Origin of the sequence: Streptomyces vastus, assembly GCF_039532825.1 — a bacterium.
In the GTDB taxonomy this organism is placed as follows: Bacteria; Actinomycetota; Actinomycetes; order Streptomycetales; family Streptomycetaceae; genus Streptomyces; species Streptomyces vastus.
The window spans coordinates 66,725-89,512 of the sequence record NZ_BAAASJ010000072.1 but is presented as its reverse complement, the minus strand read 5'-3'; the positions used below and the strand labels follow the sequence as shown (position 1 = coordinate 89,512).

The 22,788-nt window shown below is 68.1% G+C and carries 21 protein-coding genes; 2 read left to right on the top strand and 19 right to left on the bottom strand.

The genetic code is table 11. The features are described from left to right. Positions 1-13: 13 nt before the first annotated feature. The 11 genes from ABD357_RS26655 to ABD357_RS26605 form a co-directional block, all read right to left on the bottom strand. Positions 14-2,875 carry a DEAD/DEAH box helicase gene (locus ABD357_RS26655; RefSeq protein WP_344393505.1) on the bottom strand — a complete coding sequence of 954 codons (2,862 nt, stop codon included), beginning with the start codon at positions 2,873-2,875 and terminating at the stop codon, positions 14-16. Positions 2,876-3,030: 155 nt separating this feature from the next. Further along, on the bottom strand, positions 3,031-3,963 hold the full coding sequence (gene tatC / locus ABD357_RS26650; RefSeq protein WP_344393504.1) for a twin-arginine translocase subunit TatC: 933 nt from the start codon (positions 3,961-3,963) through the stop codon (positions 3,031-3,033). 71 nt (positions 3,964-4,034) lie between these two features. Further along, positions 4,035-4,313, bottom strand: a complete 279-nt coding sequence (gene tatA, locus ABD357_RS26645) for a Sec-independent protein translocase subunit TatA (RefSeq protein ID WP_344393503.1) — start codon at positions 4,311-4,313, stop codon at positions 4,035-4,037. 293 nt (positions 4,314-4,606) lie between these two features. Next, a complete protein-coding gene (locus tag ABD357_RS26640) occupies positions 4,607-4,801 on the bottom strand; it encodes a hypothetical protein (protein ID WP_344393502.1) in 195 nt (64 codons plus the stop codon). A gap of 9 nt (positions 4,802-4,810) precedes the next feature. After that, entirely contained in the window at positions 4,811-5,071 is a 261-nt protein-coding gene (locus ABD357_RS26635) for a hypothetical protein (protein ID WP_344393500.1), read from the bottom strand. A gap of 29 nt (positions 5,072-5,100) precedes the next feature. After that, entirely contained in the window at positions 5,101-6,159 is a 1,059-nt protein-coding gene (locus ABD357_RS26630; protein WP_344393498.1) for a helix-turn-helix transcriptional regulator, read from the bottom strand. A gap of 15 nt (positions 6,160-6,174) precedes the next feature. Beyond that, entirely contained in the window at positions 6,175-7,152 is a 978-nt protein-coding gene (locus tag ABD357_RS26625; RefSeq protein WP_344393496.1) for a helix-turn-helix transcriptional regulator, read from the bottom strand. Positions 7,153-7,330: 178 nt separating this feature from the next. Further along, positions 7,331-7,705, bottom strand: a complete 375-nt coding sequence (locus ABD357_RS26620; protein ID WP_165344548.1) for an FKBP-type peptidyl-prolyl cis-trans isomerase — start codon at positions 7,703-7,705, stop codon at positions 7,331-7,333. 67 nt (positions 7,706-7,772) lie between these two features. After that, a complete protein-coding gene (locus tag ABD357_RS26615) occupies positions 7,773-8,780 on the bottom strand; it encodes an FKBP-type peptidyl-prolyl cis-trans isomerase (protein ID WP_344393494.1) in 1,008 nt (335 codons plus the stop codon). A 128-nt stretch (positions 8,781-8,908) separates the two neighbouring features. Beyond that, on the bottom strand, positions 8,909-10,270 hold the full coding sequence (gene pafA, locus ABD357_RS26610; protein ID WP_030955459.1) for a Pup--protein ligase: 1,362 nt from the start codon (positions 10,268-10,270) through the stop codon (positions 8,909-8,911). Positions 10,271-10,279: 9 nt separating this feature from the next. Further along, a complete protein-coding gene (locus ABD357_RS26605; RefSeq protein ID WP_344393493.1) occupies positions 10,280-11,539 on the bottom strand; it encodes an MFS transporter in 1,260 nt (419 codons plus the stop codon). A gap of 108 nt (positions 11,540-11,647) precedes the next feature. Here ABD357_RS26605 and ABD357_RS26600 point away from each other — a divergent pair, with 108 nt between their 5' ends. Continuing rightward, positions 11,648-12,664 (top strand): LacI family DNA-binding transcriptional regulator, encoded by a 1,017-nt coding sequence (locus tag ABD357_RS26600; protein ID WP_344393491.1) that lies wholly within the window; start codon positions 11,648-11,650, stop codon positions 12,662-12,664. Positions 12,665-12,729: 65 nt separating this feature from the next. Here ABD357_RS26600 and prcA read toward each other — a convergent pair whose 3' ends face one another. The 5 genes from prcA to arc all read right to left on the bottom strand — a co-directional run bounded on the left by prcA (position 12,730) and on the right by arc (position 18,768). Further along, positions 12,730-13,509: a proteasome subunit alpha gene (gene prcA, locus ABD357_RS26595; RefSeq protein ID WP_344393490.1), complete on the bottom strand. Its 780-nt coding sequence runs from the start codon at positions 13,507-13,509 to the stop codon at positions 12,730-12,732. Between the two features lie 80 nt (positions 13,510-13,589). Next, positions 13,590-14,564 carry a proteasome subunit beta gene (gene prcB, locus ABD357_RS26590; RefSeq protein ID WP_344393488.1) on the bottom strand — a complete coding sequence of 325 codons (975 nt, stop codon included), beginning with the start codon at positions 14,562-14,564 and terminating at the stop codon, positions 13,590-13,592. A 306-nt stretch (positions 14,565-14,870) separates the two neighbouring features. After that, positions 14,871-15,089: a ubiquitin-like protein Pup gene (locus ABD357_RS26585; protein WP_033323361.1), complete on the bottom strand. Its 219-nt coding sequence runs from the start codon at positions 15,087-15,089 to the stop codon at positions 14,871-14,873. 166 nt (positions 15,090-15,255) lie between these two features. Continuing rightward, a complete protein-coding gene (gene dop / locus ABD357_RS26580) occupies positions 15,256-16,767 on the bottom strand; it encodes a depupylase/deamidase Dop (protein WP_344393486.1) in 1,512 nt (503 codons plus the stop codon). Positions 16,768-17,001: 234 nt separating this feature from the next. Then, positions 17,002-18,768: a proteasome ATPase gene (arc, locus tag ABD357_RS26575; protein ID WP_344393485.1), complete on the bottom strand. Its 1,767-nt coding sequence runs from the start codon at positions 18,766-18,768 to the stop codon at positions 17,002-17,004. A gap of 254 nt (positions 18,769-19,022) precedes the next feature. Here arc and ABD357_RS26570 point away from each other — a divergent pair, with 254 nt between their 5' ends. Then, positions 19,023-19,328 (top strand): ferredoxin, encoded by a 306-nt coding sequence (locus ABD357_RS26570; RefSeq protein ID WP_344393484.1) that lies wholly within the window; start codon positions 19,023-19,025, stop codon positions 19,326-19,328. A gap of 57 nt (positions 19,329-19,385) precedes the next feature. Here the strand turns inward: ABD357_RS26570 and ABD357_RS26565 are convergent, their stop codons facing one another. From ABD357_RS26565 to ABD357_RS26555, 3 genes are all read right to left on the bottom strand, one after another. Then, the gene (locus tag ABD357_RS26565; RefSeq protein ID WP_344393482.1) at positions 19,386-19,961 is read right to left on the bottom strand and encodes a hypothetical protein; all 576 of its coding nucleotides are present in this window, start codon (positions 19,959-19,961) and stop codon (positions 19,386-19,388) included. 212 nt (positions 19,962-20,173) lie between these two features. After that, positions 20,174-21,076, bottom strand: a complete 903-nt coding sequence (locus tag ABD357_RS26560; RefSeq protein WP_344393480.1) for a tRNA (adenine-N1)-methyltransferase — start codon at positions 21,074-21,076, stop codon at positions 20,174-20,176. 57 nt (positions 21,077-21,133) lie between these two features. Beyond that, entirely contained in the window at positions 21,134-22,693 is a 1,560-nt protein-coding gene (locus tag ABD357_RS26555) for a site-2 protease family protein (protein ID WP_344393651.1), read from the bottom strand. Between the last annotated feature and the right edge of the window lie 95 nt (positions 22,694-22,788).

Below are 22,788 nucleotides of genomic sequence, written 5' to 3'. Positions count from 1 at the left end.
GACGAACGCCCGCTCACCCCACCGACGAGTAAGCGACGACCCCCCGCAGCAGGCCGTCCACAGCCTTCCGCGCGTTCTTCGCCACGGTGGAGTCCTTGGTGCCGGACACCGGCGCCGCCGCCGAGATCTGGCCGAGTACGTCGATGACCTGCTTGCACCAGCGCACAAAGTCACCGGCGGGCATCTCGGCCTCGCGGAGCACTTCGTCGAGCCCCTTGCCGGAGGCCCATTCGTACGCGGCCCAGGCGAAGCCCAGGTCCGGCTCGCGCTGGCCGACGCCCTCGGTCTGGCTGATCCGGAACTCCTCCTCCAGGGCGTCCAGGCGGCCCCAGATGCGGACCATCTCACCAAGCGCGGCCTTGGCCTTTCCGGACGGCAGCTTCGGTGCCAGCGCGTCGTCGCCCACCCGGGCCTCGTACACCAACGCCGAGACGCACGCCGCCAGTTCGGCCGGGGCGAGGCCCTCCCAGACGCCGGCGCGCAGGCATTCGCTGGCGAGCAGGTCCAGCTCTCCGTAGAGCCGGGCGAGCCGCTTGCCGTGCTCGGTGACCTCGTCGCCGCGCAGATAGTCGAGCTCGGTCAGGAGCGCGACGATGCGGTCGAACGTACGGGCGATGGTGTTCGTCCGCCCCTCGATGCGCCGCTCCAGCTGCGAGGTGTCGCGCAGCAGCCGGTGGTAGCGCTCGGCCCAACGAGCGTGGTCTTCCCGGTCGTTGCACCCGTGGCAGGGGTGGGCGCGCAGTGCGGTGCGCAGCCGGGCGATCTCCCGGTCGTCGACGGCATCGGAGCGCCGCTTGCGGTGCCGGTCGGGAACGATGTGCCCGGCCTTCGTGCGCAGCGCGGACGCGAGATCGCGGCGCGACTGCGGCGAGCGCGGGTTGAACGACTTCGGGATGCGCATCCGCTCCAGCGCCTCGACGGGCACCGGGAAGTCGATCGACGCGAGGCGTTTGACCTGCCGCTCGGCGGTGAGGACGAGGGGCCGCGGCCCGTCGTGGTGCTCGAAGCCGCGGTGGCCGTTGGACCGCCCGGCGGGCAGCCCGGGGTCCAGCACCAGCGCGAGTCCCGCGAACTTGCCGGTCGGCACGTGGATCACATCGCCGGGCTTGAGCTTTTCCAGCGCCACGGCCGCTTCCGCACGCCGCTGCGCCGCGCCCTGCTTGGCCAACTCGGTCTCGCGGTCCTTGAGTTCGCGACGCAGTCGCGCGTACTCATCGAAGTCGCCCAGGTGGCAGGTCATGGAGGCCTTGTAGCCCTCAAGACCCTCTTCGTTGCGCTGCACCTGGCGAGAGATCCCGACGACCGACTTGTCGGCCTGGAACTGTGCGAAGGACGTCTCCAGGAGTTCGCGCGAGCGGTGCCGGCCGAACTGCTCGACGAGGTTCACCGCCATGTTGTACGACGGCTTGAAGCTGGAGCGCAGCGGGTACGTACGCGTGCCCGCGAGGCCGGCGAGGTGCTCCGGGCTCATGCCGCGCTGCCACAGCACGACGGCGTGTCCTTCGACATCGATGCCACGGCGCCCCGCACGGCCGGTCAGCTGGGTGTACTCGCCGGGTGTGATGTCGGCGTGCTGCTCGCCGTTCCACTTGACGAGCTTCTCCAACACCACCGAGCGGGCGGGCATGTTGATGCCGAGGGCGAGGGTCTCGGTGGCGAACACGGCCTTGACCAGGCCGCGTACGAACAGCTCCTCGACGACCTCCTTGAACGTCGGCAGCATGCCCGCGTGGTGGGCCGCGATGCCGCGCTCCAGGCCTTCCAGCCACTCGTAGTAGCCCAGGACGTGGAGGTCCTCGGCCGGTATCGAGGACGTACGTCCCTCGACGAGGGCGCGGACCTTGTGGCGTGCCTCGTCGTCGTTCAGTCTCAGGCCCGCGTACAGGCACTGCTGGACGGCGGCCTCGCAGGCGGCGCGGCTGAAGATGAACGTGATGGCGGGCAGCAGTCCCTCGGCGTCGAGCCGTTCGATGACTTCGGGACGGCCCGGTGTCCACACGCGCGATCTCTGCCGCCGCTCGCGCTCGCGGTCGGCCTCGCGCATGTTGCGGCCCCGTCTGCGGTCCTGATACGAGGGCCGGGTCGCCTCCATACGGGCCAGGCGGGTGAGGTCGGGGTTGACGGCCTTCTTGTGCCCCTCGCCCTCCTCGAAGAGGTCGTAGATGCGGCGTCCGGCCAGTACGTGCTGGAACAGCGGGACAGGCCGGTGCTCGGCGACGATCACTTCGGTGTCGCCGCGGACGGTGTCGAGCCAGTCGCCGAACTCCTCGGCGTTCGACACCGTCGCCGAGAGCGACACCAGGGTCACCGACTCGGGGAGGTGGATGATCACTTCCTCCCAGACGGCGCCGCGGAAGCGGTCGGAGAGGTAGTGCACCTCGTCCATGACGACGTAACCGAGGCCGAGGAGGGTCTGCGAGCCCGCGTAAAGCATGTTGCGCAGGACCTCGGTGGTCATCACGACCACCGGGGCATCGGCGTTGACGCTGTTGTCGCCGGTGAGCAGGCCGACCTTCTCGGCGCCGTAACGCCGTGCCAGATCGGTGTACTTCTGGTTCGACAGCGCCTTGATGGGCGTGGTGTAGAAGCACTTCTTGCCCTGCTGGAGGGCGAGGTGGACGGCGAACTCGCCCACGATCGTCTTGCCCGAGCCGGTGGGCGCGGCCACCAGCACACCCTTGCCCGCTTCGAGTGCCTGGCAGGCCTCGATCTGGAAGGGGTCGAGGCCGAAGTCGTACATATCGCGGAAGGACGCGAGCGCCGTGGCCTGCTCGACAGCGCGCTGCCGCGCTGCCGCGTACCGCTCGGCCGGTGAGAGATCCTCTGTCATCGTGCTTTCGAGCGTACCGTCAGCCACTGACAACAGGACGATCAATATCCGGATCGCTGCCCGGGCCGGGGGGCCGTGCGTCTCGGCGGCCCGGTCCGGCAGCCGGCCGCGGGGTGCGGCTGTGACGCGGACGCGGCCGGTGCGTCACAGGGACGCACCGGCCCGCGCATGGCCTTTGGAGGTGTTCTTTCTCGCGCTCGTCAGGTCACGTCGTCGTAGCCGTTGATCCGGTCACGGTCGGAATCCGCCTGCTGCGGCAGGGCGGCCTGTCCGGCCGAGACCGCCTCGACCTCGCCGATGGCCTCGGGCGTGAGGTCGAGGTCGGACGCCTCGTCGTCGCTCAGCTCGGGGCCCCGGCCACGGGCCCGACGACGATCGTTGAACAGAGAGAAGGCGACGGCGCCGAAGTAGAGCGCGGTCATGGGCACCGCGAGGGCGATCATGGACACCGGGTCGGTGGGCGTCACCAGCGCCGCGAACACGGCGATGATCATCACCATGGAGCGCCACCAGCCCAGCATCCGCCGCCCGCTGAGAACGCCGCCGACGTTCAGCAAGGACAGCACGATCGGCAGCTGGAAGGCCAGACCGAAGGCAAGGGTCAGCTTGACCGAGATGTCGATCATGTCGTCGACGGTGATGTAGTTGACCGAGCCGCCGATGCTGAAGCCCAGCAGGGTCCGCACGGCGTAGGGCAGGATCCAGTGCGCGAGATAGGCGCCGAGGAGGAAGAGAGGCGTACCGATGCTCACCACGGTGAGCGCGTACTTCTTCTCGTTCCTGTGCAGTCCCGGCGCGACGAAGGCCCAGAACTGGTAGAGCCACACCGGCGCCGCCACGATCAGCGCGGCCACGAGCGACACCTTCATGTACGTGGTGAACGGCGAGGTGAGTCCCATCTGGGACAGCACGGCGCAGCGGCCCTCTTGCGCGGCCGCCTCCGCCTCACTGCATGTCGGCACCGGCGCACTGATGAACTCCGCGATGTCCTTGGCGAAGAACAGTGCCAGGACCGTCAACGGCACAATGGCGAACAGCGCCTTGACCAGCCGGTTGCGCAGCTCGCGCAGGTGCTCCACCAGGGGCATCCGCCCCTCTGGGTCCTTGGGCTTCTTGCGGGCGGACTTGAGCAACCCACATCCTCGTCTCGGGGGGCAGCCTGTAGGGCCCGGCCGCCCGTGTCTCAGCGATAGTTCTGTGGAGCTCAGCCCTGCGTCGTGCGCTTGGGCTCCTCGACGGGGCGGGCCGTGGTGACGTCACCGGGAGCCGCCTGAATGGTCTTGGGCGCCGGAGCCTGCTCCGCCGTACCCGAGTCGGCATTGCTCTCGGCCGTACCTTCGTTCTTCATGGCCGCTGCCTCGCTCTTGAGGATGCGGGCGGACTTGCCCAGGGAGCGAGCCATGTCCGGAAGCCGCTTCGCACCGAACAGCAGCAGAAGCAGCCCGGCAATGATAGCGATCTGCCAGATACCGACCTGACCCATAATTCCCCACTTTCCCACCGAAGCCGTGCGACTTGTGTGGTAGTGCGCCCGTCGGGGCCCTGTCCGAGACCCGTGTGAGCAGCAATCGTAACTCCGAGGAGTAAACGCCAGGCAATGGCCCTGCATCCTCCGAGTGCGATCCCAGGCCTCGTTCTCCGGGCCGCGATCAGCAGCGTACCCGCCGATGGTGTGAGGATGACAGGGCGAAGTGAACGAAACCGCACACGGCGCGGAAATCACAGGCCACCGGGACCGTACTCACAGCGCGTCCACAGAACGAGCCGTGGCCGTCCTCACAACATGTCCACGGAGCGGGCCGCGGCCGCGGAGGCCCGTTCCAGGTCTTCTGCCGCGCGACTGATCCGACGTGCGGAGTCCGTGACCTGCCTGCCCAGGCGCTCGGCTTCGAGGAAGACCCTGACGGCGAGGAGGCCGAGCACGGCGATTCCCAGGAAACCCACAGCGATCGCGAGCATCGGCCAGAACATGCGCCGCCCCTAGACGGTGGAGTGCAGCCGCAGGGTCCGCACTCCCCCGCCGGTGAGAAGCTCCACGATCCGCTCACCGGCAGGCTTGCGCACGGCCGCCTCGCACTCGGGGCAGGTGAAGGAGTAGAAGGTCGTCTTCGGTGTGGCGCCGATCGCCAGGCGCAGGGCGTTCGCGGAGAGTTCGAAGTGGGCACGGCAGTCGGGGCAGGCGGCCTTGAACACCACGGGATCCACTCTCGCCATGCCCGAGAACGCGGACGTCACGGACATTCCTTGCGTACCAGACATCACTGACCTGCTCACAGCCCTTGCTCCTGCCTGCCGTACAGCCCGTCCTGAGCTCCGTGCGGCTCCTCGGGGACACTCGCCACGCCCTCCGGACTGTCGTACGCCGCGAGCGCCTCGCGTGCCGCCTGCCGGGCGCTGTCCGCGACCTCCCGCGGTGAGACGATCCGGCCGTCCCGCCCGAGCCGCAGCGCGAGGCGGCGCAGCGAGGCGGGATCGGGGGCACGCAGGGTGATACGCAGCCCGCCGTCGGGCAGTTCATCGGCGCTGTCGTGCGGGTAGTACTCGGCGACCCAGCGCCCGCCCGGGGCGACCTCGACGACCACCTCGGGATCCTCGGCGGCTGGCTGGACCAGCCCCTCGGAGAGGTCCCGCAGTTCGACCTCGGGCGGCGCGGACGGCTCGTCCAGGATCCGGATCTCCGCGACCCGGTCGAGCCGGAAGGTGCGCCGCGCCTCGGAGCGGCGGCACCAGGCCTCCACGTAGGTGTGGCCGACGCTGACCAGGCGGATCGGGTCGATCTCGCGCTCGGTGAGCTCGTCACGCCCGGGCGAGTAGTAGCGGATCCACAGCCGGCGCCGCTCGGAGATCGCCCGGTCGACGTCCGCGAAGACCCCGCCCTCCGACTCGAACGTCACCGACAGCCGGGCACTGGCGCCCGCCGCCTCGCCCGCCGCGGCCTCCACCTTGGCGGTGGCCCGCAGCAGCGCCTGCCGGTCGCCCTCCCGCAGCCCCGGCAGCGTCGCCACGGCCCGGGCTGCCACCAGCAGAGCGGTCGCCTCGTCGGCGGCGATCCGCAGCGGCTCGGCCGCCTCCGCACCCAGGGCGCCCGGGTTGCGCCACCAGATCCGGTCGCCGTCGGTGTCGATGTCCAGCAGATCGCCGCCGCGGAAACTGGTCCCGCACAGCGGCAGCACATCGAGGTCGGAGATCAGCTCGTCCTCGGTGATCCCGAAGGCCCGCGCGACATCACTGACGCGCGCACCGGGGCGCTCTCGCAGATACGTCACCAGGGACAGCATCCGCCGCGTCTGGTCGATGGCACTCACGGACCTGACCGGTTTTCCCGCCACTTCTCCTACGCCCCCTCAGCCCTTGGCCACGGCGCGCAGCCGGTCCACGACATCGGCCCGCAGCTCGGCCGGCTCCAGGACCACCACATCGGGCCCGAACTCGACGAGCCAGGCGTCCAGGCCATGTCCGTACGGAATCTCCAACTCGTCCCAGCCGTCGCCCAGTTCCCGTACGGACACGGCCTTGGCGCGCAGCGGATAGCCCGCCCCGGTGCGCAGCCGGATCAGCGCGGAGCGGTCGGCGGTCTCACCGGCCCAGCTCGCGACCGTCTCCCGCACGGTGACGACATCGGGCACCTCGGCCGTGAACTTCCCGCTGCGGGTACGAACCTTGCCGGTGATCCGCGACAGCCTGAAGACCCGCTCGGCGCCCCGGTCGCGGTCCCAGCCGGCCAGGTACCAGTGGCCGCGCCAGCACTCCAGCGCCCAGGGCTCGACGATGCGGGGCTCGGGGTGGGCGGCGGTGGCCTTGCGGTAGTCGAAGGCGACGGGGCGGCGGTCACGGCAGGCGAGCATCAGCGGTTCGAAGGCCGCCTCGTGCACGGGGATGTGCGGCTCCAGGGCGCCATGGGCCTCGTACGGGTCGACGTCCTCGGGCAGTCCGGCCGCGCGCAGCTTCTGCAGGGCGCCGCTGGCCGCGCCGGCGAGGCGGGCCTGCTGCCAGACCTTGGCGACCAGGCCCAGGGCGGCGGCCTCCTCGGCGTCGAGCGCGATGGGCGGCAGACGGTTGCTGTCCCGGCGGGCGAGATAGCCGACCTCCCCGTCCAGACTCTCCACCGTCTCGATGACCAGGCCGAGCTCGCGCAGATCGTCCTTGTCGCGCTCGAACATCCGGTTGAAGGAGTCGTCCGAGCCGACTGCACCACTTCCCGGCCTGAAGGCCTCGACGTAAGCCTCGATGGAGTCGCGCAGCTCGCGCTTGCTGAGCGGCCGCCGCGTCCCGAGCAGACACAGCGCCAGGTTCATCAGCCGCTCGGCCTTGGCAATGGCCATCGACGCCCTTCCATATGGTGCTTCCGATCGATGACCGTACCGCTCCGCGGTGTCGTGGCAAAAGCCGAGGGCCCATGCCCGACAGGCATGGGCCCCAGCTGATCGGGTCCGGTCGGACCAGATCACACGGCGTACGAAGACCGGGCCGCGAGTCACCCGCGGACGGCCCCCGTGAAGATCAGACCGCGACCAGGTCGCAGACGAAGATCAGCGTCTCGCCCGGCGCGATACGGCCGCCACCGGCACCGCGGTCGCCGTACGCGAGGTGGGCGGGGATCGTCAGCTGACGGCGCCCGCCGACCTTCATGCCCTGCACACCCTGGTCCCAGCCGGAGATGACCTGGCCGACACCGAGCTGGAACTCCAGCGGCGTACCACGGTTCCAGGAGGCGTCGAACTCCTCACCGCTGGAGTAGGCCACGCCCACATAGTGGACCTTCACGAAGTCGCCGGCCTTCGCGACCGGCCCCTCGCCCTCCCAGATCTCCTTGATCTCGAGGTCCGCGGGCGGCGGGCCCTCGGGGAAGTCGATCTCCGGCTTCTCGATGCTCACGTTTCGGCTCCTGCTGTGTGCGAAAGGCAACTGGGGCAACACCGACAGTCTTACATCCCCGCACGCCTCACATCTTCGCGAGGATGTCGACCGAGAAGACCAGCACCGAGTCCTTCTTGATGGTGCTGCCCTGCGGCGGGCTGTCGCCGTATCCGAGCTTCGGCGGGACGACGATGAGTACGCGGCTGCCGACCTTCTTCCCGGTCAGGCCCTGCGCCCAGCCCTTGACGACCTGCTGCAGCGAGAACGAGGTGAGCTGCTGCCTGCTGTACGTGGAGTCGAACTCCTTGCCGTCGGCCCAGAGCACCCCCTTGTACTGCACGAGGACGCTGTCGCTCGCCGCGACCTCCTCGCCGTCCCCCTCCAGGATGTAGTTCGCGACGAGCTTCGTCGGCGCGTCCCCCTTCGGCACCTCGATGGAGGGGGCCTTGCCGTCGGTGTTGGTGCCGACCTTGGGCAGATCGATGTTGTCCTGCGCGACCTCGGAGCCCTTGGCGGAGCTCTTCGCGTTGAACGTTTCCTGGGCGTCGAGGACACAGACCAGCGTGTCGGTGCCCTTGACGCCTGCCTGGGCGTTGCCCTGCTCGCCGAAGCCCCAGGCCGGCGGTACGGCCATCAGAACGCGGCTGCCGGCCTTCTTGCCCATCAGGGCGTAGCGCCAGCCGTCCATCACCTGGCCCTGGGCGAGCTGGATGACGATGGGCGTCTTACGGTCGTAGGAGTTGTCGAAGACCTTCGCCGTCGTCCAGACCTGGGCGAGGTAGTTCACCTTCACGAAATCGCCCTCGGCCAGCGTCTTGCCGTTGCCCGCGACGACCGTCTTGACCGCGAGGTCCTTCGAAGGATCACCGCTGCCCTTGGCCACGGTCGGCTTCTCGCCGAACTTGGCACCGGCGGTGATGGCCGGCAGCGGCCCGTCGACGAGCTTCGGCGGTGGGGGCGCACTGGCCGACGGGGACGCCGAGGGGGACGTACTGCTGCTGGCCTTGTCCTTGTCGGCCGTGTCGTCGCCACCGCAGCCGGCGAGCGTGAGCAGTCCGGCGGGAGCGGCAATCAGAAGTGAGCGTCGGCGCACGGTGGGGGCCTCGTATCGGTCGATCTTGCGGTTGGCGTGCGCGCAACTCTACGGCGTGAGACGGGCGCCGTACGAAGAACGTACGGCGCCCTGTGTTGCGTTCCGCAAAAACGTCCGGAACCGACAGCTCACATTCCGGCGATGAGCTTCTCCACCCGATCGTCGACGGAACGGAACGGGTCCTTGCACAACACCGTGCGTTGTGCCTGGTCGTTCAGCTTGAGATGGACCCAGTCGACGGTGAAGTCCCGCCGCTGCTCCTGCGCCCGCCGGATGAAGTCGCCGCGCAACCGCGCCCTGGTCGTCTGCGGCGGCACGGACTTGCCCTCGAAGATCTTCAGGTCATTGCAGATCCGGGCGGCCTGCCCCTTCTTCTCCAGCAGGTAGTACAGCCCCCGACGACGGTGGATGTCGTGATACGCGAGGTCTATCTGCGCAACCCGCGGATGCGACATCGTCATGTTGTGCTTGGCGCGGTACCGCTCGATGAGCTTGTACTTCATCACCCAGTCGATCTCGGTACCGATCCGGTCGAGGTCCTCGGACTCGATCGAGTCCAGCGTGCGGCCCCACAGCTCCAGGACCTGCTCGACGGTGCCGGTGCGGATGCCGCGGCGCTCGCAGAAGTCCACGGCCTTCTCGTAGTACTCGCGCTGCACCTCCAGAGCGGAGGCCTCCCGGCCGCTGGCCAGGCGCACCTTGCGGCGGCCCGTGATGTCATGGCTGACCTCGCGGATCGCCCGGATCGGGTTCTCCAGGGTCAGATCGCGCATCACCGTGCCCGCCTCGATCATGCGCAGGACGAGATCGGTGGCGCCGACCTTGAGCAGCATGGTCGTCTCGGACATGTTCGAGTCACCCACGATGACATGCAGGCGACGGTAGCGCTCGGCGTCCGCGTGGGGTTCGTCGCGCGTGTTGATGATCGGCCGGGAACGGGTCGTCGCCGACGAGACGCCCTCCCAGATGTGCTCGGCCCGCTGGCTGACGCAGTACACCGCGCCCCGCGGGGTCTGCAGCACCTTGCCGGCACCGCAGAGAAGCTGCCTGGTGACGAGGAACGGGATGAGGATGTCCGCGAGCCGGGAGAACTCCCCGTGGCGGGCCACCAGATAGTTCTCGTGGCAGCCGTAGGAGTTGCCCGCCGAGTCGGTGTTGTTCTTGAAGAGGTAGACGTCGCCCGCGATTCCTTCCTCGTGCAGGCGTCGTTCGGCATCTACCAGGAGTCCTTCCAGAATGCGCTCGCCGGCCTTGTCGTGGGTGACGAGTTCTGTCACGTTGTCACATTCCGGTGTGGCGTATTCCGGATGTGACCCCACGTCGAGATAGAGGCGGGCGCCGTTTCGCAGAAAGACATTGCTGCTGCGGCCCCATGACACGACACGGCGGAAGAGGTACCGCGCCACCTCGTCGGGAGACAGCCGACGCTGTCCCCTGAACGTACACGTGACGCCGTACTCGTTCTCCAGCCCGAAAATGCGGCGGTCCATGACTGAACATTACGCCTGATGCCCTGCGCTGAAACGAGGTTCGCCTGCACCGTTTCGATCATTTTCCGATGCGACTTCAACCACCCCACCGCTGCCCGCAACTGCGAGGACCCGCCCCGTGGCCAGCAGAACCAGCAGCGCCACGGCCCCCGCGACACCCGGCAGTGCGAAACCCCACACCGCTCCGCCCCACTCGACGACCGGCCCCGCGAGACCCGTCCCGACCGACATCCCCACCGTGAACGTCGTCACAAGCCAGGAGAACGCCTCGGTGACGGTGCCCCTCGGCGCGTGATGGTCGACCAGAACGAACGCACAGGCGATACAGGGCGCGAGAAACAACCCCGAGAGCGCAATCAGCGCCGTCATGGCGACCGCGCCCGGCGTCAGCATCAGCGGCACGTAGAACACCGCCAGAAGCGCGACAAGCACAAGCAGCCGCCGCCCCGGCGCACCGCTCCACTGCCGCGCCCCGTACACGGTGCCCCCGACGAGCGCGCCCAGCCCGATGGCCGCCATCAGCCAGCCGTACGTCACGTCCCCGCCGTTGTCATCCGCGTACGACATCGCCGCGACGTTGATCGAGCCCAGCGCGATCCCCACGAAAAGGAACGCGCCGAGCAGGACCAGCAGACCGGCCGAACGCAAGGCACCGAGCCAGTGCGCCTCACGCGGCGCCGAACGCCACGCGCGCGAAGGCTGCGAGACCACGACGGAGAGCGCCCCCAGCACCCCTATGACATTCAGCACGAGGAGGGCGGCCTGCGCCGACCACAGCGACACGCACAGCGTGATGAGCAGGGGTCCCACGGTGAACATGACTTCCTGCGCCACGGCATCCATCGCATACGCCGTGTGCACCTGGTCCTCCCTGCGCAGGACCGTGGGCCACAGCGCACGCAGACCGCCCTCGAGAGGCGGCGTGAAGAACCCGGCGACGACCATCAGGACGTACGCCAGCGGAAGCGCCCCTATGCCCGTGAAGGCGAACACCGCCATGCCGAGGGCGGAGACGATCGCGGCGGGCAGTTGCACACGCGGCTGCCCGTGGAGGTCCACAAGGCGCCCGAGCACCGGCTGCCCCACGGCATTCGACACCCCGTACACGGCGGCCAGCGCACCGGCGAGGCTGTAGCTGCCGCCCTCGGCGCGCACGAAGAGCAGGACGGCGATCGCGGCCACGGCGTTCGGCAGCCGCCCCACAAGAGTGCCGGCCAGCAGCCGGGCGGCATGCCTCGTTCGGAGGATCTCCAGGTAGTGCGCGGCCATGTCACGCCCTTCTCGTAGCCTGTGGCAGCTCAAGTTGTACGTATAACGTCCTCGGTCATACGTACCATGTGCCCAGTCCGCGAGTCCAGCAGAAAGAGCAGGTCGACGGTGGCACGAGGAAGCACGCGCCCTACGAGCCGCGACGTCGCCCGAGCCGCCGGAGTCTCCCAGGCCGCCGTCTCCCTCGTACTGGGCGACAAGTGGCGCGGACGAGTCTCCGAGGCAACAGCCGCGCGCGTACGCCAGGCAGCACAGGACCTCGGCTACCGGCCGAACCTCGCCGCCCGCAACCTACGGCTCGGCCAGGCACGCACAGCCCTGCTGGTAGTACCCGCACTCACCAACGAGTTCTTCGCCGCCGTCTACGAAGGAGCCGCCCGCATCGCCGCGAAACACGGCTTCGGCGTCGTCCTGTACCCCTCACCCGAAGGGATCGGCCCCGCACCGGACCCGTTCGCCTCCGCACGAGCCGCCCTGGACGGCGTCATCGCCTCCTCCATGGCCTCCGAAGCCCTCACGGAAATCCGCGGCGACGACCTCCCTCTCGTCATGCTGGACAGCGACCCGGCCGGCAGCCTCGGCGCCGCGACCGTCAACCTCGACATCACAGACGGCATGCGCCAGATCACCGAACACCTGCTGGCACTGGGCCACCGCCGGTTCCTGCACCTGGCCGCCGACATCGACTCCTGGACCTTCCACGTACGCGCCCGGGAACTCGCCGCTCGCGTGGGACAGGCAGCCGACACCGAGGTACGCACGGCAAAGGCCCCGATCACCATCGAGGGCGCGCTGGCCGCGGCCGAGCACGCCCTGCGCGGCCCGGACCCCCGGCCCACGGCCGTGGTCTGCGACGACGACAAGCTCGCCGTCGGCGCCTACAAGGCCGCCCGCCGCCTCGGCCTGCGCATCCCCGAAGACCTTTCGGTGACCGGCTTCGACGACCTGGCCCTCGCCACAGCGATCGAACCCGAACTCACCACCGTCCGCCTCGACGCCGAACTCTTCGGCGAACGCGGCATGACAGCCCTCCTCGCGGTCCTGGAAGGCGAAACACCACCAGAAGGCAACATCCCCGTCGAACTCGTCGTACGGGGCTCCACAGCGCCACCACGCCCGTCCTGAACGCCGACGCGCCCCGGCCCCGCTGCGAGGCGGGGCCGGGGCGCGCAAGGTGATGACTGGCGGGCTTACTTCTCCTCGGACGCATCTGGCCCATCGGCATCATCAGAACCATCGGACTCGGCGGCGTCCGCCGCCCCGTCCGAACTGTCCCCCTCCAGGAGGCGGGACAGCTGGCGGCCCACAATGCGCTTGAACTTGCGCTTCTGCGGACGCGTACGGTCCAGAACCGCCACCTCAAGGCGCTCCGCGGGAATCTCCCGCTCACTGCCATCGGTATCGCGGGACAGGGCCTGAACGGCCAGCTTCAGCGCCTCGGCCAGCGTCATACCGTCCCGGTGACGCTGATCGAGATAGCTGCTGATCTGCTCGGCATTGCCACCCACCGCAACCGAGCCGTGCTCGTCCACGATCGATCCATCGTGCGGCAACCGGTAGAGCTGGTCACCGTCGGGCGTCACTCCGACCTCCGCAACCACCAACTCCACCTCATACGGCTTCTCCGCCGCACTGGAGAAGATCGTGCCGAGCGTCTGGGCGTACACATTGGCAAGACCGCGAGCGGTCACATCGTCACGGTCGTAGGTATAACCCCGCAGGTCGGCGTAGCGGACACCACCGATGCGGAGATTCTCGTACTCGTTGTACTTGCCGGCGGCCGCAAAGCCGATCCGGTCATAGATCTCGCTGAACTTGTGCAGCGCACGGGACGGGTTCTCGCCGACGAAGACAATGCCGTCGGCAAACTGCAGCACAACCAGACTGCGACCACGGGCGATGCCCTTGCGGGCATACTCCGCCCGGTCGGCCATCTGCTGCTGGGGTGAGACATAGAACGGCGTCGACACCGGCTATCCGTCCCTTTCTGTCGAAGTCACTGGATCACCTGGAAAACAGGAGCCTTGGCCTTCTAGGAGGGCCGCAGCAGTCAGAGCAACGCCGCACGCGGGCCGTCGGGCTGCTCCAGGCGCCGCTCCAGAATCGAGCGGGCGATCTCGGAGGACTCCTCGTCGGTAAGACGGCGGAACCCATCCTCGGTGATCACGGTGACGAGCGGATAGATCCGGCGGGCAACATCGGGGCCACCCGTCGCCGAGTCATCGTCGGCCGCGTCATACAAGGCCTGCACGACAAGCGTCGTCGCCTGCTCCGCGGTCAGATCCTCGCTGTACAGCTTCTTCATGGCACCACGCGCGAAGATCGAACCCGAACCCGTCGCCGCGAAACCATGCTCCTCGGAACGACCACCCGTGACGTCATACGAGAAGATGCGCCCCTTCCCGCGGTCCACGTCAAACCCCGCGAAGATCGGCACCACGGCGAGACCCTGCATGGCCATGCCGAGGTTCGACCGGATCATCGTCGACAGACGGTTCGCCTTGCCCTCCAAGGAGAGCTGCGCACCCTCGACCTTCTCGAAGTGCTCCAGCTCCAACTGGAAGAGCTTCACCATCTCAACAGCCAGACCCGCCGTACCCGCGATCCCTACCGCCGAGTACTCATCAGCCGGGAACACCTTCTCGATGTCCCGCTGCGCGATGACGTTACCCATGGTGGCCCGCCGGTCACCGGCCAGCACCACGCCACCGGGGAAGGTCGTGGCCACGATCGTGGTGCCGTGCGGCGCCTCGATCACGCCCTGGACGGGGGGCAACTGCCGGTTCCCCGGCAGGATTTCAGGCTGGTGATCGGACAGGAAGTCCATGAAGGACGACGACCCGGGCGTCAGGAAGGCAGCCGGTAGACGCCCGGTGCTACGAGTGTTGGCTTCCACGCGTTTCCTTCCACGTAGTGTCGCAGCCCGCCTTATCACGTCGGGCCGATCCTTGAACTGCCCCAGTGCAGCGTTGCAGCTGAAGCACAGTACGCCTCGGACCCTACCCGTCTCGTGGCAGTGATCCACATGAATGACCGGAGCCTTTGGATTGATCAGGCAGAGCCCGTCCGGGAGGCGATCATCTCGGCGCGCTGGGCGTCGGTCGTGCCGTACTGGCGCTTCGGGTGGACCCTCGCCCCTGGGCCGCCTTACCAGGTGTCGGACGTTCTTCCCACGTGCGTTCTGATGCCTCTGCCGACTCTCTCCGCCCAGCACTCTCTGCAGTGCGCCTGGAGCCCGTCACGAGACGCCTTGTTACGCGAAGGCGTCCCGTGACTGGACCCTCTGACAGCGAGAGCGCTTCTCCCGCCCGAGAGAATCGAACATTAACCCCTATTCCCCACCCTTTTGGACAAATGACCGAACGAAGTCCTCGGCATTCTCCTCGAGGACATCGTCGATCTCGTCCAGGACGGAGTCCACGTCGTCGCTCAGCTTCTCCTGGCGTTCCTTGAGGTCCTCTGAGGCCTGCGCGTCCTGCGCAGTTTCCTCGACCTCTTCGGTGGACCGCGTCGCCTTCTGCTGTCCGCCGCCGGTGTCCTTGGTCGCCATAACCCTCACCCCGCTCGGTTCGACGTTCTTGATCAGACCCTACAAGCAGGGTCCGACATCGGCCCCGCAGTTGCTACAACGTCCGGGCACCACCTTCATGATTCCCGGACGCCGCTGTTTTCCACCCTGCCTGTGACCTGCTGCTGGTGGGTCCGGTTGGGCTCGTTCAGCCGCCGGAGAGGACCTTGACCAGGTCTTCTGCAGTGCGGCAGCGGTCAAGGAGCTCCTTGACGTGATTACGCGTTCCGCGAAGCGGCTCGAGGGTTGGTACGCGTTGGAGTGAGTCGCGGCCGGGGAGGTCGAAGATCACCGAGTCCCAGGATGCGGCTGCGACGTCGTCGGCGTACTGCTCGAGACAGCGTCCGCGGAAGTAGGCGCGGGTGTCCTCGGGCGGCTTGGTGCGGGCCCGTTCCACGCCTGTGTCATCCAGGAGGCGCTTCATCTTGCCGCGGGCCGCCAGGCGGTTGTAGAGGCCCTTTTCGGGGCGTACATCGGCGTACTGGAGGTCGACGAGGTGGAGTCGTGCGGCGTCCCATTCGAGGTTGTCGCGGCGTCGGTAGCCTTCCATGAGTTCCCGCTTGGCGACCCAGTCGAGTTCGCCGGCGAGGCTCATGGGGTCGCTTTCGAGGCGGCCGAGGACGTCTTCCCAGCGGGTGAGTACGTCTTTGGTCTGTTCGTCGGCGTCGGCGCCGTAGCGTTCCTCGACGTATTTGCGTGCGAGTTCGAAGTACTCCATCTGGAGTTGGACTGCGGTGAGTGTCCGGCCGCTGCGGAGGGTGATCAGCCGTTGCAGTGAGGGGTCGTGAGAGACCTGGTGGAGGGTGCGTACGGGCTGGTCGACGGCCAGGTCGACGGCGATGAAGCCGTCCTCGATCATGGACAGGACGAGTGCCGTCGTGCCCAGTTTCAGGTACGTGGAGATCTCCGAGAGGTTCGCGTCGCCGATGATCACGTGTAGGCGGCGGTATTTCTCGGCGTCCGCGTGCGGCTCGTCACGCGTGTTGATGATCGGGCGCTTGAGGGTCGTCTCGAGGCCCACTTCGACTTCGAAGTAGTCGGCGCGCTGGCTGAGCTGGAAGCCGTGTTCGTGGCCGTCCTGGCCGATGCCTACGCGGCCTGCGCCGGTGATGACCTGGCGTGAGACGAAGAAGGGAGTGAGGTGGCGCACGATGTCTGAGAAGGGGGTTTCCCGCTTCATCAGGTAGTTCTCGTGGGTGCCGTAGGAGGCACCTTTGTTGTCGGTGTTGTTTTTGTAGAGGTGGATCGGCTGGGCGCCGGGGAGCTGGGCCGCGCGTTCGGCGGCTTCGGCCATGATGCGTTCGCCGGCCTTGTCCCACAGGACGGCGTCCCTGGGGTTGGTGACCTCTGGTGAGCTGTATTCGGGGTGTGCGTGGTCGACGTAGAGCCTTGCCCCGTTGGTGAGGATGACATTGGCGAGACCGATGTCCTCGTCGGTGAGCTGGCTGGCGTCGGCGGCCTCGCGGGCGAGGTCGAAGCCTCGGGCGTCCCGCAGCGGGTTCTCCTCCTCGAAGTCCCACCGAGCCCTGCGGGCCCGGTGCATCGCCGCCGCGTAGGCGTTGACGATCTGGGACGAGGTGAGCATGGCATTGGCGTTGGGGTGGCCGGGGACGGAGATCCCGTACTCCGTCTCGATGCCCATTACTCGCCGTACGGTCATGCGGCCCTCCTTGCCCGGCGGCGCCCTCGGTCGGGGGCGCCGCTCAAGTACCGCTGGCGCTCCGGTGCGTGTGCGGTGCCCGTCCCCGCACTGCGCGACTCGGCGGTATGGAAGAGCCTAGAACGCCTTTGCGCTGGTGGGGAGATCATTTGCGTCATTGCTCCGCTCCGGTTGCGCCCTGAAAAACAGTCGACTGCGGGTACCCGGTGAGGGCACCCGCAGTCGCCCTGTCTTTTACAGGTACTGACCGGTGTTCGCCACCGTGTCGATGGAGCGTCCGGTGTCTGCACCCTGCTTTCCGGTGATGAGGGTACGGATGTAGACGATCCGTTCGCCCTTCTTTCCGGAGATACGGGCCCAGTCGTCCGGGTTTGTGGTGTTGGGCAGGTCTTCGTTCTCCTTGAACTCGTCCACGCAGGCCTGGAGGAGGTGGGAGACCCTGAGGCCCTTCTGGTTGTGTTCCAGGAAGTCCTTGATGGCCATTTTCTTGGCGCGGCCGACGATGTTTTCGATCATGGCGCCGGAGTTGAAGTCCTTGAAGTAGAGAACTTCCTTGTCGCCGTTGGCGTAGGTGACCTCGAGGAAGCGGTTCTCTTCGGTCTCTGCGTACATGTGCTCGACGGCCGTCTGGATCATGCTCTGGACGGTGGTTGCCTTGCTGCCGCTGTGCTCGCCGAGGTCGTCGGCGTGCAGCGGTAGCCGCTCGGTGAGGTACTTCCCGAAGATGTCCTTCGCCGCCTCGGCGTCGGGGCGCTCGATCTTGATCTTCACGTCGAGGCGTCCGGGGCGCAGGATGGCGGGGTCGATCATGTCCTCGCGGTTGGAGGCGCCGATCACGACCACGTTCTGCAGGCCTTCCACGCCGTCGATCTCGGCGAGCAGCTGCGGGACGATGGTGTTTTCCACGTCCGAGCTGACGCCGGAGCCGCGGGTGCGGAAGAGGGATTCCATCTCGTCGAAGAAGACGATGACGGGTGTGCCCTCGCTGGCCTTTTCACGGGCGCGCTGGAAGACGAGGCGGATCTGCCGCTCGGTCTCTCCGACGTACTTGTTGAGGAGCTCGGGGCCCTTGATGTTGAGGAAGAAGCTCTTGCCGGCGGCCTGGCCGGTCACTTCGGCGACTTTCTTGGCCAGTGAGTTGGCCACGGCCTTGGCGATGAGTGTCTTACCGCATCCGGGAGGCCCGTACAGCAGCACGCCCTTGGGCGGCCGCAGTTCGTGCTCCTTGAAGAGGTCGGGGTAGAGGTACGGGAGCTCAACCGCGTCGCGGATCGCTTCGATCTGGCCGCCCAGACCGCCGATCTGGTCGTATCCGATGTCGGGGACCTCTTCGAGGACGAGTTCTTCGACCTCGCTCTTGGGTACGACCTCGTAGACGTAGCCGGATCGGGGTTCGAGCAGGAGGGCGTCGCCGGCGCGGATGGTGACGTCCAGCAGCGGCTCGGCGAGCCGTACCACCCGCTCCTCGTCGGTGTGCCCGAGTACCAGGGCGCGCTCGCCGTCCTCGAGGATTTCCTTGAGGGTGACGATGTCCCCGACTCGCTCGTACTCCATGGCCTCGACCACGTTGAGCGCTTCGTTGAGCATCACTTCCTGGCCGCGCCGGAGCTCTTCGAGCTCGACGCTGGGGCTGACGTTCACCCGGAGCTTGCGGCCCCCGGTGAAGATGTCGGCCGTGCCGTCCTCGTTCGCCATGAGGAAGACACCGAAGCCGGCCGGCGGCTGTGCGAGCCGGTCGACTTCCTCCTTGAGTGCCACGATCTGGTCGCGGGCCTCTCGGAGGGTGTTGGCGAGCCGCTCGTTCTGCGCGGACACGCCGGCCAGGTTGGTCTGCAGCTCGACGATCCGCTCTTCGAGAATTCTCGTGTGTCGCGGAGAGTCGGCGAGCTTGCGTCGCAGGACGGCGATCTCCTGCTCAAGATAGGCGATCTGCCCGGCCGGGTCCTCGGACCCTCGTCCCGGGCGGATGCCGCGGTTCATGTCGTCGTCGTGGGCTGCCACGGTCCTCACCTCCTCCAAGGGGAGCTGGACGCTTCCAGACCCTACCTGGGTGGGTGTCGATTGAAACCCCTAGATCACAAAGACGGTCGGGGTGTGTCCGATCTTCACCCTTGCGCTCTCCCTCACGCCAGGGAAATACCCACTGAACGGGATGGGAAAGCGGGCACAGGTAGGGTCTAAGTGTTCAACACCCGTCAGAGCTGGGCCGACTTGCGTTTTATTCCGGTTCGCTCGGCACAGGATCGGCAGGAGTCATGAGCGTTCAGCAAGAGGCCGGCGTCGGCGGCGAGGACCTGGAGGTGTGGATCGATCAGGACCTCTGCACCGGCGACGGCATCTGCGCCCAGTATGCACCCGAGGTCTTTGAGCTGGACATCGACGGACTGGCCTATGTGAAGGGCTCCGACGAGGAGTTGCTGCAGGCCCCGGGGGCTTCAACGCCCGTCCCCCTGACGCTTCTGCGTGATGTTGCCGACTCCGCCAAGGAGTGTCCGGGCGAGTGCATCCATGTGCGTCGGGTTTCGGACAAGACCGAGGTGTACGGTCCGGACGCGGAGTAGTTCGGCGGTCACCTCAAGTCACCTTACAATCCGGGCCGTTCCGGTATGTCTGTTTGGTCACACGCTCTGGGCGCCGGCAGGGACAGAACGGACGAATGTGCCGTTTTTCCACTGCCACTTGGCGCGTTCGTCCACGTCTGGGCAGCAGCGCGGGACGTCGGGCGAGGAGTAGCCGAGCAGCGTGGCGGTGACGGAGGCGTCACTTACGGCGAAGTCCTTGACGGTCAGGCGGTCTTTCGGATCGATGAGGGTGGCGACGATGCGGGGTTCGATGGCGTCGGCGGCTTGGGTGAGTACGTAAACGCCGTTGGGCGGGGCGCCCGCGAGCGCGTCGCAGCGGACCACGGCGACTGTTTCGGGGCGGCCGTCGCCGTCGAGATCTCCGGAGGCCTTCTTCTGCACGATGACCTTGGTGGGGCCGCACTCCACGGGGAAGTCGACGCCGGTGGGATCGGGGGGTGCGGTGGCAGCGGGGGCGGACTGTGCGCCGCGGCCGGGCTGGGCGGCGGTGGCCTCGTCTGGCTGGAGGAATGCGGAGGCTGCGACGACTCCGGCCAGGGCTGTGGCTGTCGCGACCCAGTGGATCGGGCGGGCGTGCGTGTGTGCCAGTTCCGGGACGGCGGATTGCTGCACGAGAGATGTGTCTCCTGTGAGGGCTGTGCCGGTGAGGGTGGCCAGCATGGTGCCATACGTCACAGTGAGCGGGAACGGCGGGGTCGGCAGTTCCGTCGCGGTGCCAACAGAAACTGTCGCGGTGTCAAGAGAAAAGCCCCGTGGTCGAGTTCCCGAGGGTTTTCCGGAACTCGACCACGGCGCTTGCGCGTTGTATGCGGCAAGGGGCCGCCTCAGCGGCCGGTGCCTCCGTCAGCGTTCGGGCCGGCGTAGTCCTCGCCGTATGCGCCCTTGGCGGGACGGCGGCGGCGCATGGGAGCTTCGACGCCGTCGGCGAGGCGGCGGGCGGTGAGCAGGAAGCCGGTGTGCCCGATCATGCGGTGGTCGGGTCGGACGGCGAGGCCCTCGATGTGCCAGTTGCGGATCATCGACTCCCAGGCGGTCGGCTCGTTGAAGCAGCCGATCTCGCGGATGGACTCGACGGTCCGGGCGAGCTGGGTGGTGGTCGCGACGTAGCTGCACAGGATGCCGCCGGGGACGAGTGCCTTGGAGACGGCTTCCAGGCACTCCCAGGGGGCGAGCATGTCGAGGATCACACGGTCGACGTCGGTGTCCGACAGGTTGTCCTGGAGGTCGCCGACGGTGAGCTGCCAGGCGGGGTGCGGGCCGCCGAAGTAGCGCTCCACGTTGGCTTGGGCGATCTCGGCGAAGTCGGCACGGCGCTCGTAGCTGTGCAGCATTCCGTGGTCGCCGATGGCGCGCAGCAGGAAGCTGCTGAGCGAGCCGGAGCCGACGCCTGCCTCCACGACGCGGGCGCCGGGGAAGATGTCGGCGAAGGACAGGATCTGCCCCGCGTCCTTGGGGTAGACCACGGCGGCGCCGCGGGGCATGGACAGGACGTAGTCGGGGAGCAGGGGGCGCAGCGCGAGGTAGGCGACGTTCCCCGTGGTGCGGACAACGCTGCCCTCGGGGGCGCCGATCAGCTCGTCGTGCGGGAAGGACCCCTTGTGGGTGTGGAAGTTCTTCCCGGCTTCGAGCGTGAACGTGTAGTGGCGTCCCTTGGGGTCAGTGAGCTGGACCTGGTCCCCGACCTTGAAGGGCCCGCGTCGGCGGGCGGCACCGGTCGGTTCGGACATGTGACCAGCCTACCGGCCTGGGCGCAGGCCGCAGACCACGCGCGCTTGCGCGTGAGTTCAGCTGGGCCTGGCCATGGCCTTCACGAAGGCGCGCTCGACGTCGGCCGCGGACAGGACACCGTAGATCTCGCCGGACTCCTCCACCACCAGGTACTCGGTGGCGGGGGTGGCCCGCAGGACGTCGAGGAGTTCTTCGCCCGCGAGCTCGGCGGAGATCCGCATGCCGTCGGTGAGTTCCTGGGCGAGGCCGCTGACCGCCACCCAGGGGCGGCGGTGCTCGGGTACGCCGACGATGGCGGCCTCGCGGACGAGGGAGAGGGGCTCGCCGTGGGCGTCGACCACGACCAGGGCGCGGGCGCCGGCGTTGTTGGCGCGGCGCAGCGCTTCGGAGAGCGGGGTGTCGGTCTCCACGGGGACGGCGCGGCGGGTGAGGGAGCGGGCGCGCAGCTCCGGGAGGTGTTCCCTGAGGCGGGCCATGCGGAGGCTGTTTCCGGCGCCGGTCCAGATGATCGCGGCGAGGATCGCGGCGAGCAGGGCGTCCATGACGGTGTCCATGCCGCCGATGTCCTCGGCTTCGGCGCCGAGCGCGCCGGACTGGGTGAGCAGGGGCAGTCCGATCAGTACGGAGATCGCGAGGGCGCGGCCGACCCAGGCGGCGGCGATGGTGCCGCTCATCGGCTTGCCGGTGATCTTCCAGACGACGGCGCGGAGCATACGGCCGCCGTCGAGGGGCAGGCCGGGGAGCAGGTTGAACGCGGCGACGATCAGGTTGGAGATCATCAGGCCGGCCAGCAGTACGCCGGGCACGGTGCCCGGCTCGACGGTCAGCAGGGCGAGGTAGAAGAGGCCGGCGAGGACGAGGGAGAGCAAGGGGCCGACGAAGGCGAGGATGAACTCGCGGCCCGGAGTCTCGGACTCCTTCTCGATCTCGGAGACGCCGCCGAAGAACTGCAGCTGGATGCGGCGCACCGGCAGTTTGAAGCGCAGGGCGGCGACCGTGTGGGCCAGTTCGTGGACGAGTACGGAGGCGTAGAAGGCGACCGCGAAGAAGAGTGACACGAGGTAGCGGGCCCCGCCGAGTTCGGGCAGTACGCGCTCGAGCTGGCCGCCGAAGACCCAGGTGATGAGTGCCGCGACGAGGAACCAGCTGGGCGCGACGTACACGGGCACCCCGAACGGGCGGCCCATGAGCAGCCCGCCACCGGGTCCCCTGCCGCGTGGTGGGGGCTGGGGTCCGGAGCCGCCGCTTCCCGCAGGGGGCCGCGTGTCCGGGCCGCCGCCGTCGGGGCCGGAACCGTCCGTGCCCTCGCCATCTCGGCGGGCCAGCGCCGACTCCGTCGAGCCGTCCCGCTCTCCGGCCGGGGTGTCGGCGGCCGAGGGGCCTGCGGCGTCCCCTGTCCCGCCGGAGCGGCGGGTGGATGAGGGCCGCTTGTCCCAAGCCACCGTGTCCGTCGGGCCGTTGGGGGCGGTGGTGTCGGTGGGGTCCGGGCGGCTGTCGTCGTTGGCCGAGGCCCCATCGGGGCGCGGGTGTGCGGTGGTGGCGTCCGGCACCGCGGGGTGCTCGGTCGCTTCGTCCGTTCCGGATCGCGGCTGCCCGCTCCCGCCGCTCTCGTCCACGATGTCCTCTCGTCCGACGCGTCTCCCGCTCACGATCATGCAGGGCGAGAGGTTCTGCCGTCGATGGTATGCGGCCGTCGCGGTGCGTTTCGCCC

Coding starts and splice junctions, on each gene's coding strand:
- tatA (WP_344393503.1), bottom strand. CDS start 4,313: ATGGGTCAGGTCGGTATCTGGCAGATCGCTATCATTGCCGGGCTGCTT.
- ABD357_RS26640 (WP_344393502.1), bottom strand. CDS start 4,801: ATGTTCTGGCCGATGCTCGCGATCGCTGTGGGTTTCCTGGGAATCGCC.
- ABD357_RS26635 (WP_344393500.1), bottom strand. CDS start 5,071: ATGTCCGTGACGTCCGCGTTCTCGGGCATGGCGAGAGTGGATCCCGTG.
- ABD357_RS26625 (WP_344393496.1), bottom strand. CDS start 7,152: ATGGCCATTGCCAAGGCCGAGCGGCTGATGAACCTGGCGCTGTGTCTG.
- pafA (WP_030955459.1), bottom strand. CDS start 10,270: ATGGACCGCCGCATTTTCGGGCTGGAGAACGAGTACGGCGTCACGTGT.
- ABD357_RS26605 (WP_344393493.1), bottom strand. CDS start 11,539: ATGGCCGCGCACTACCTGGAGATCCTCCGAACGAGGCATGCCGCCCGG.
- ABD357_RS26585 (WP_033323361.1), bottom strand. CDS start 15,089: ATGGCGACCAAGGACACCGGCGGCGGACAGCAGAAGGCGACGCGGTCC.
- dop (WP_344393486.1), bottom strand. CDS start 16,767: ATGACCGTACGGCGAGTAATGGGCATCGAGACGGAGTACGGGATCTCC.
- ABD357_RS26570 (WP_344393484.1), top strand. CDS start 19,023: ATGAGCGTTCAGCAAGAGGCCGGCGTCGGCGGCGAGGACCTGGAGGTG.
- ABD357_RS26560 (WP_344393480.1), bottom strand. CDS start 21,076: ATGTCCGAACCGACCGGTGCCGCCCGCCGACGCGGGCCCTTCAAGGTC.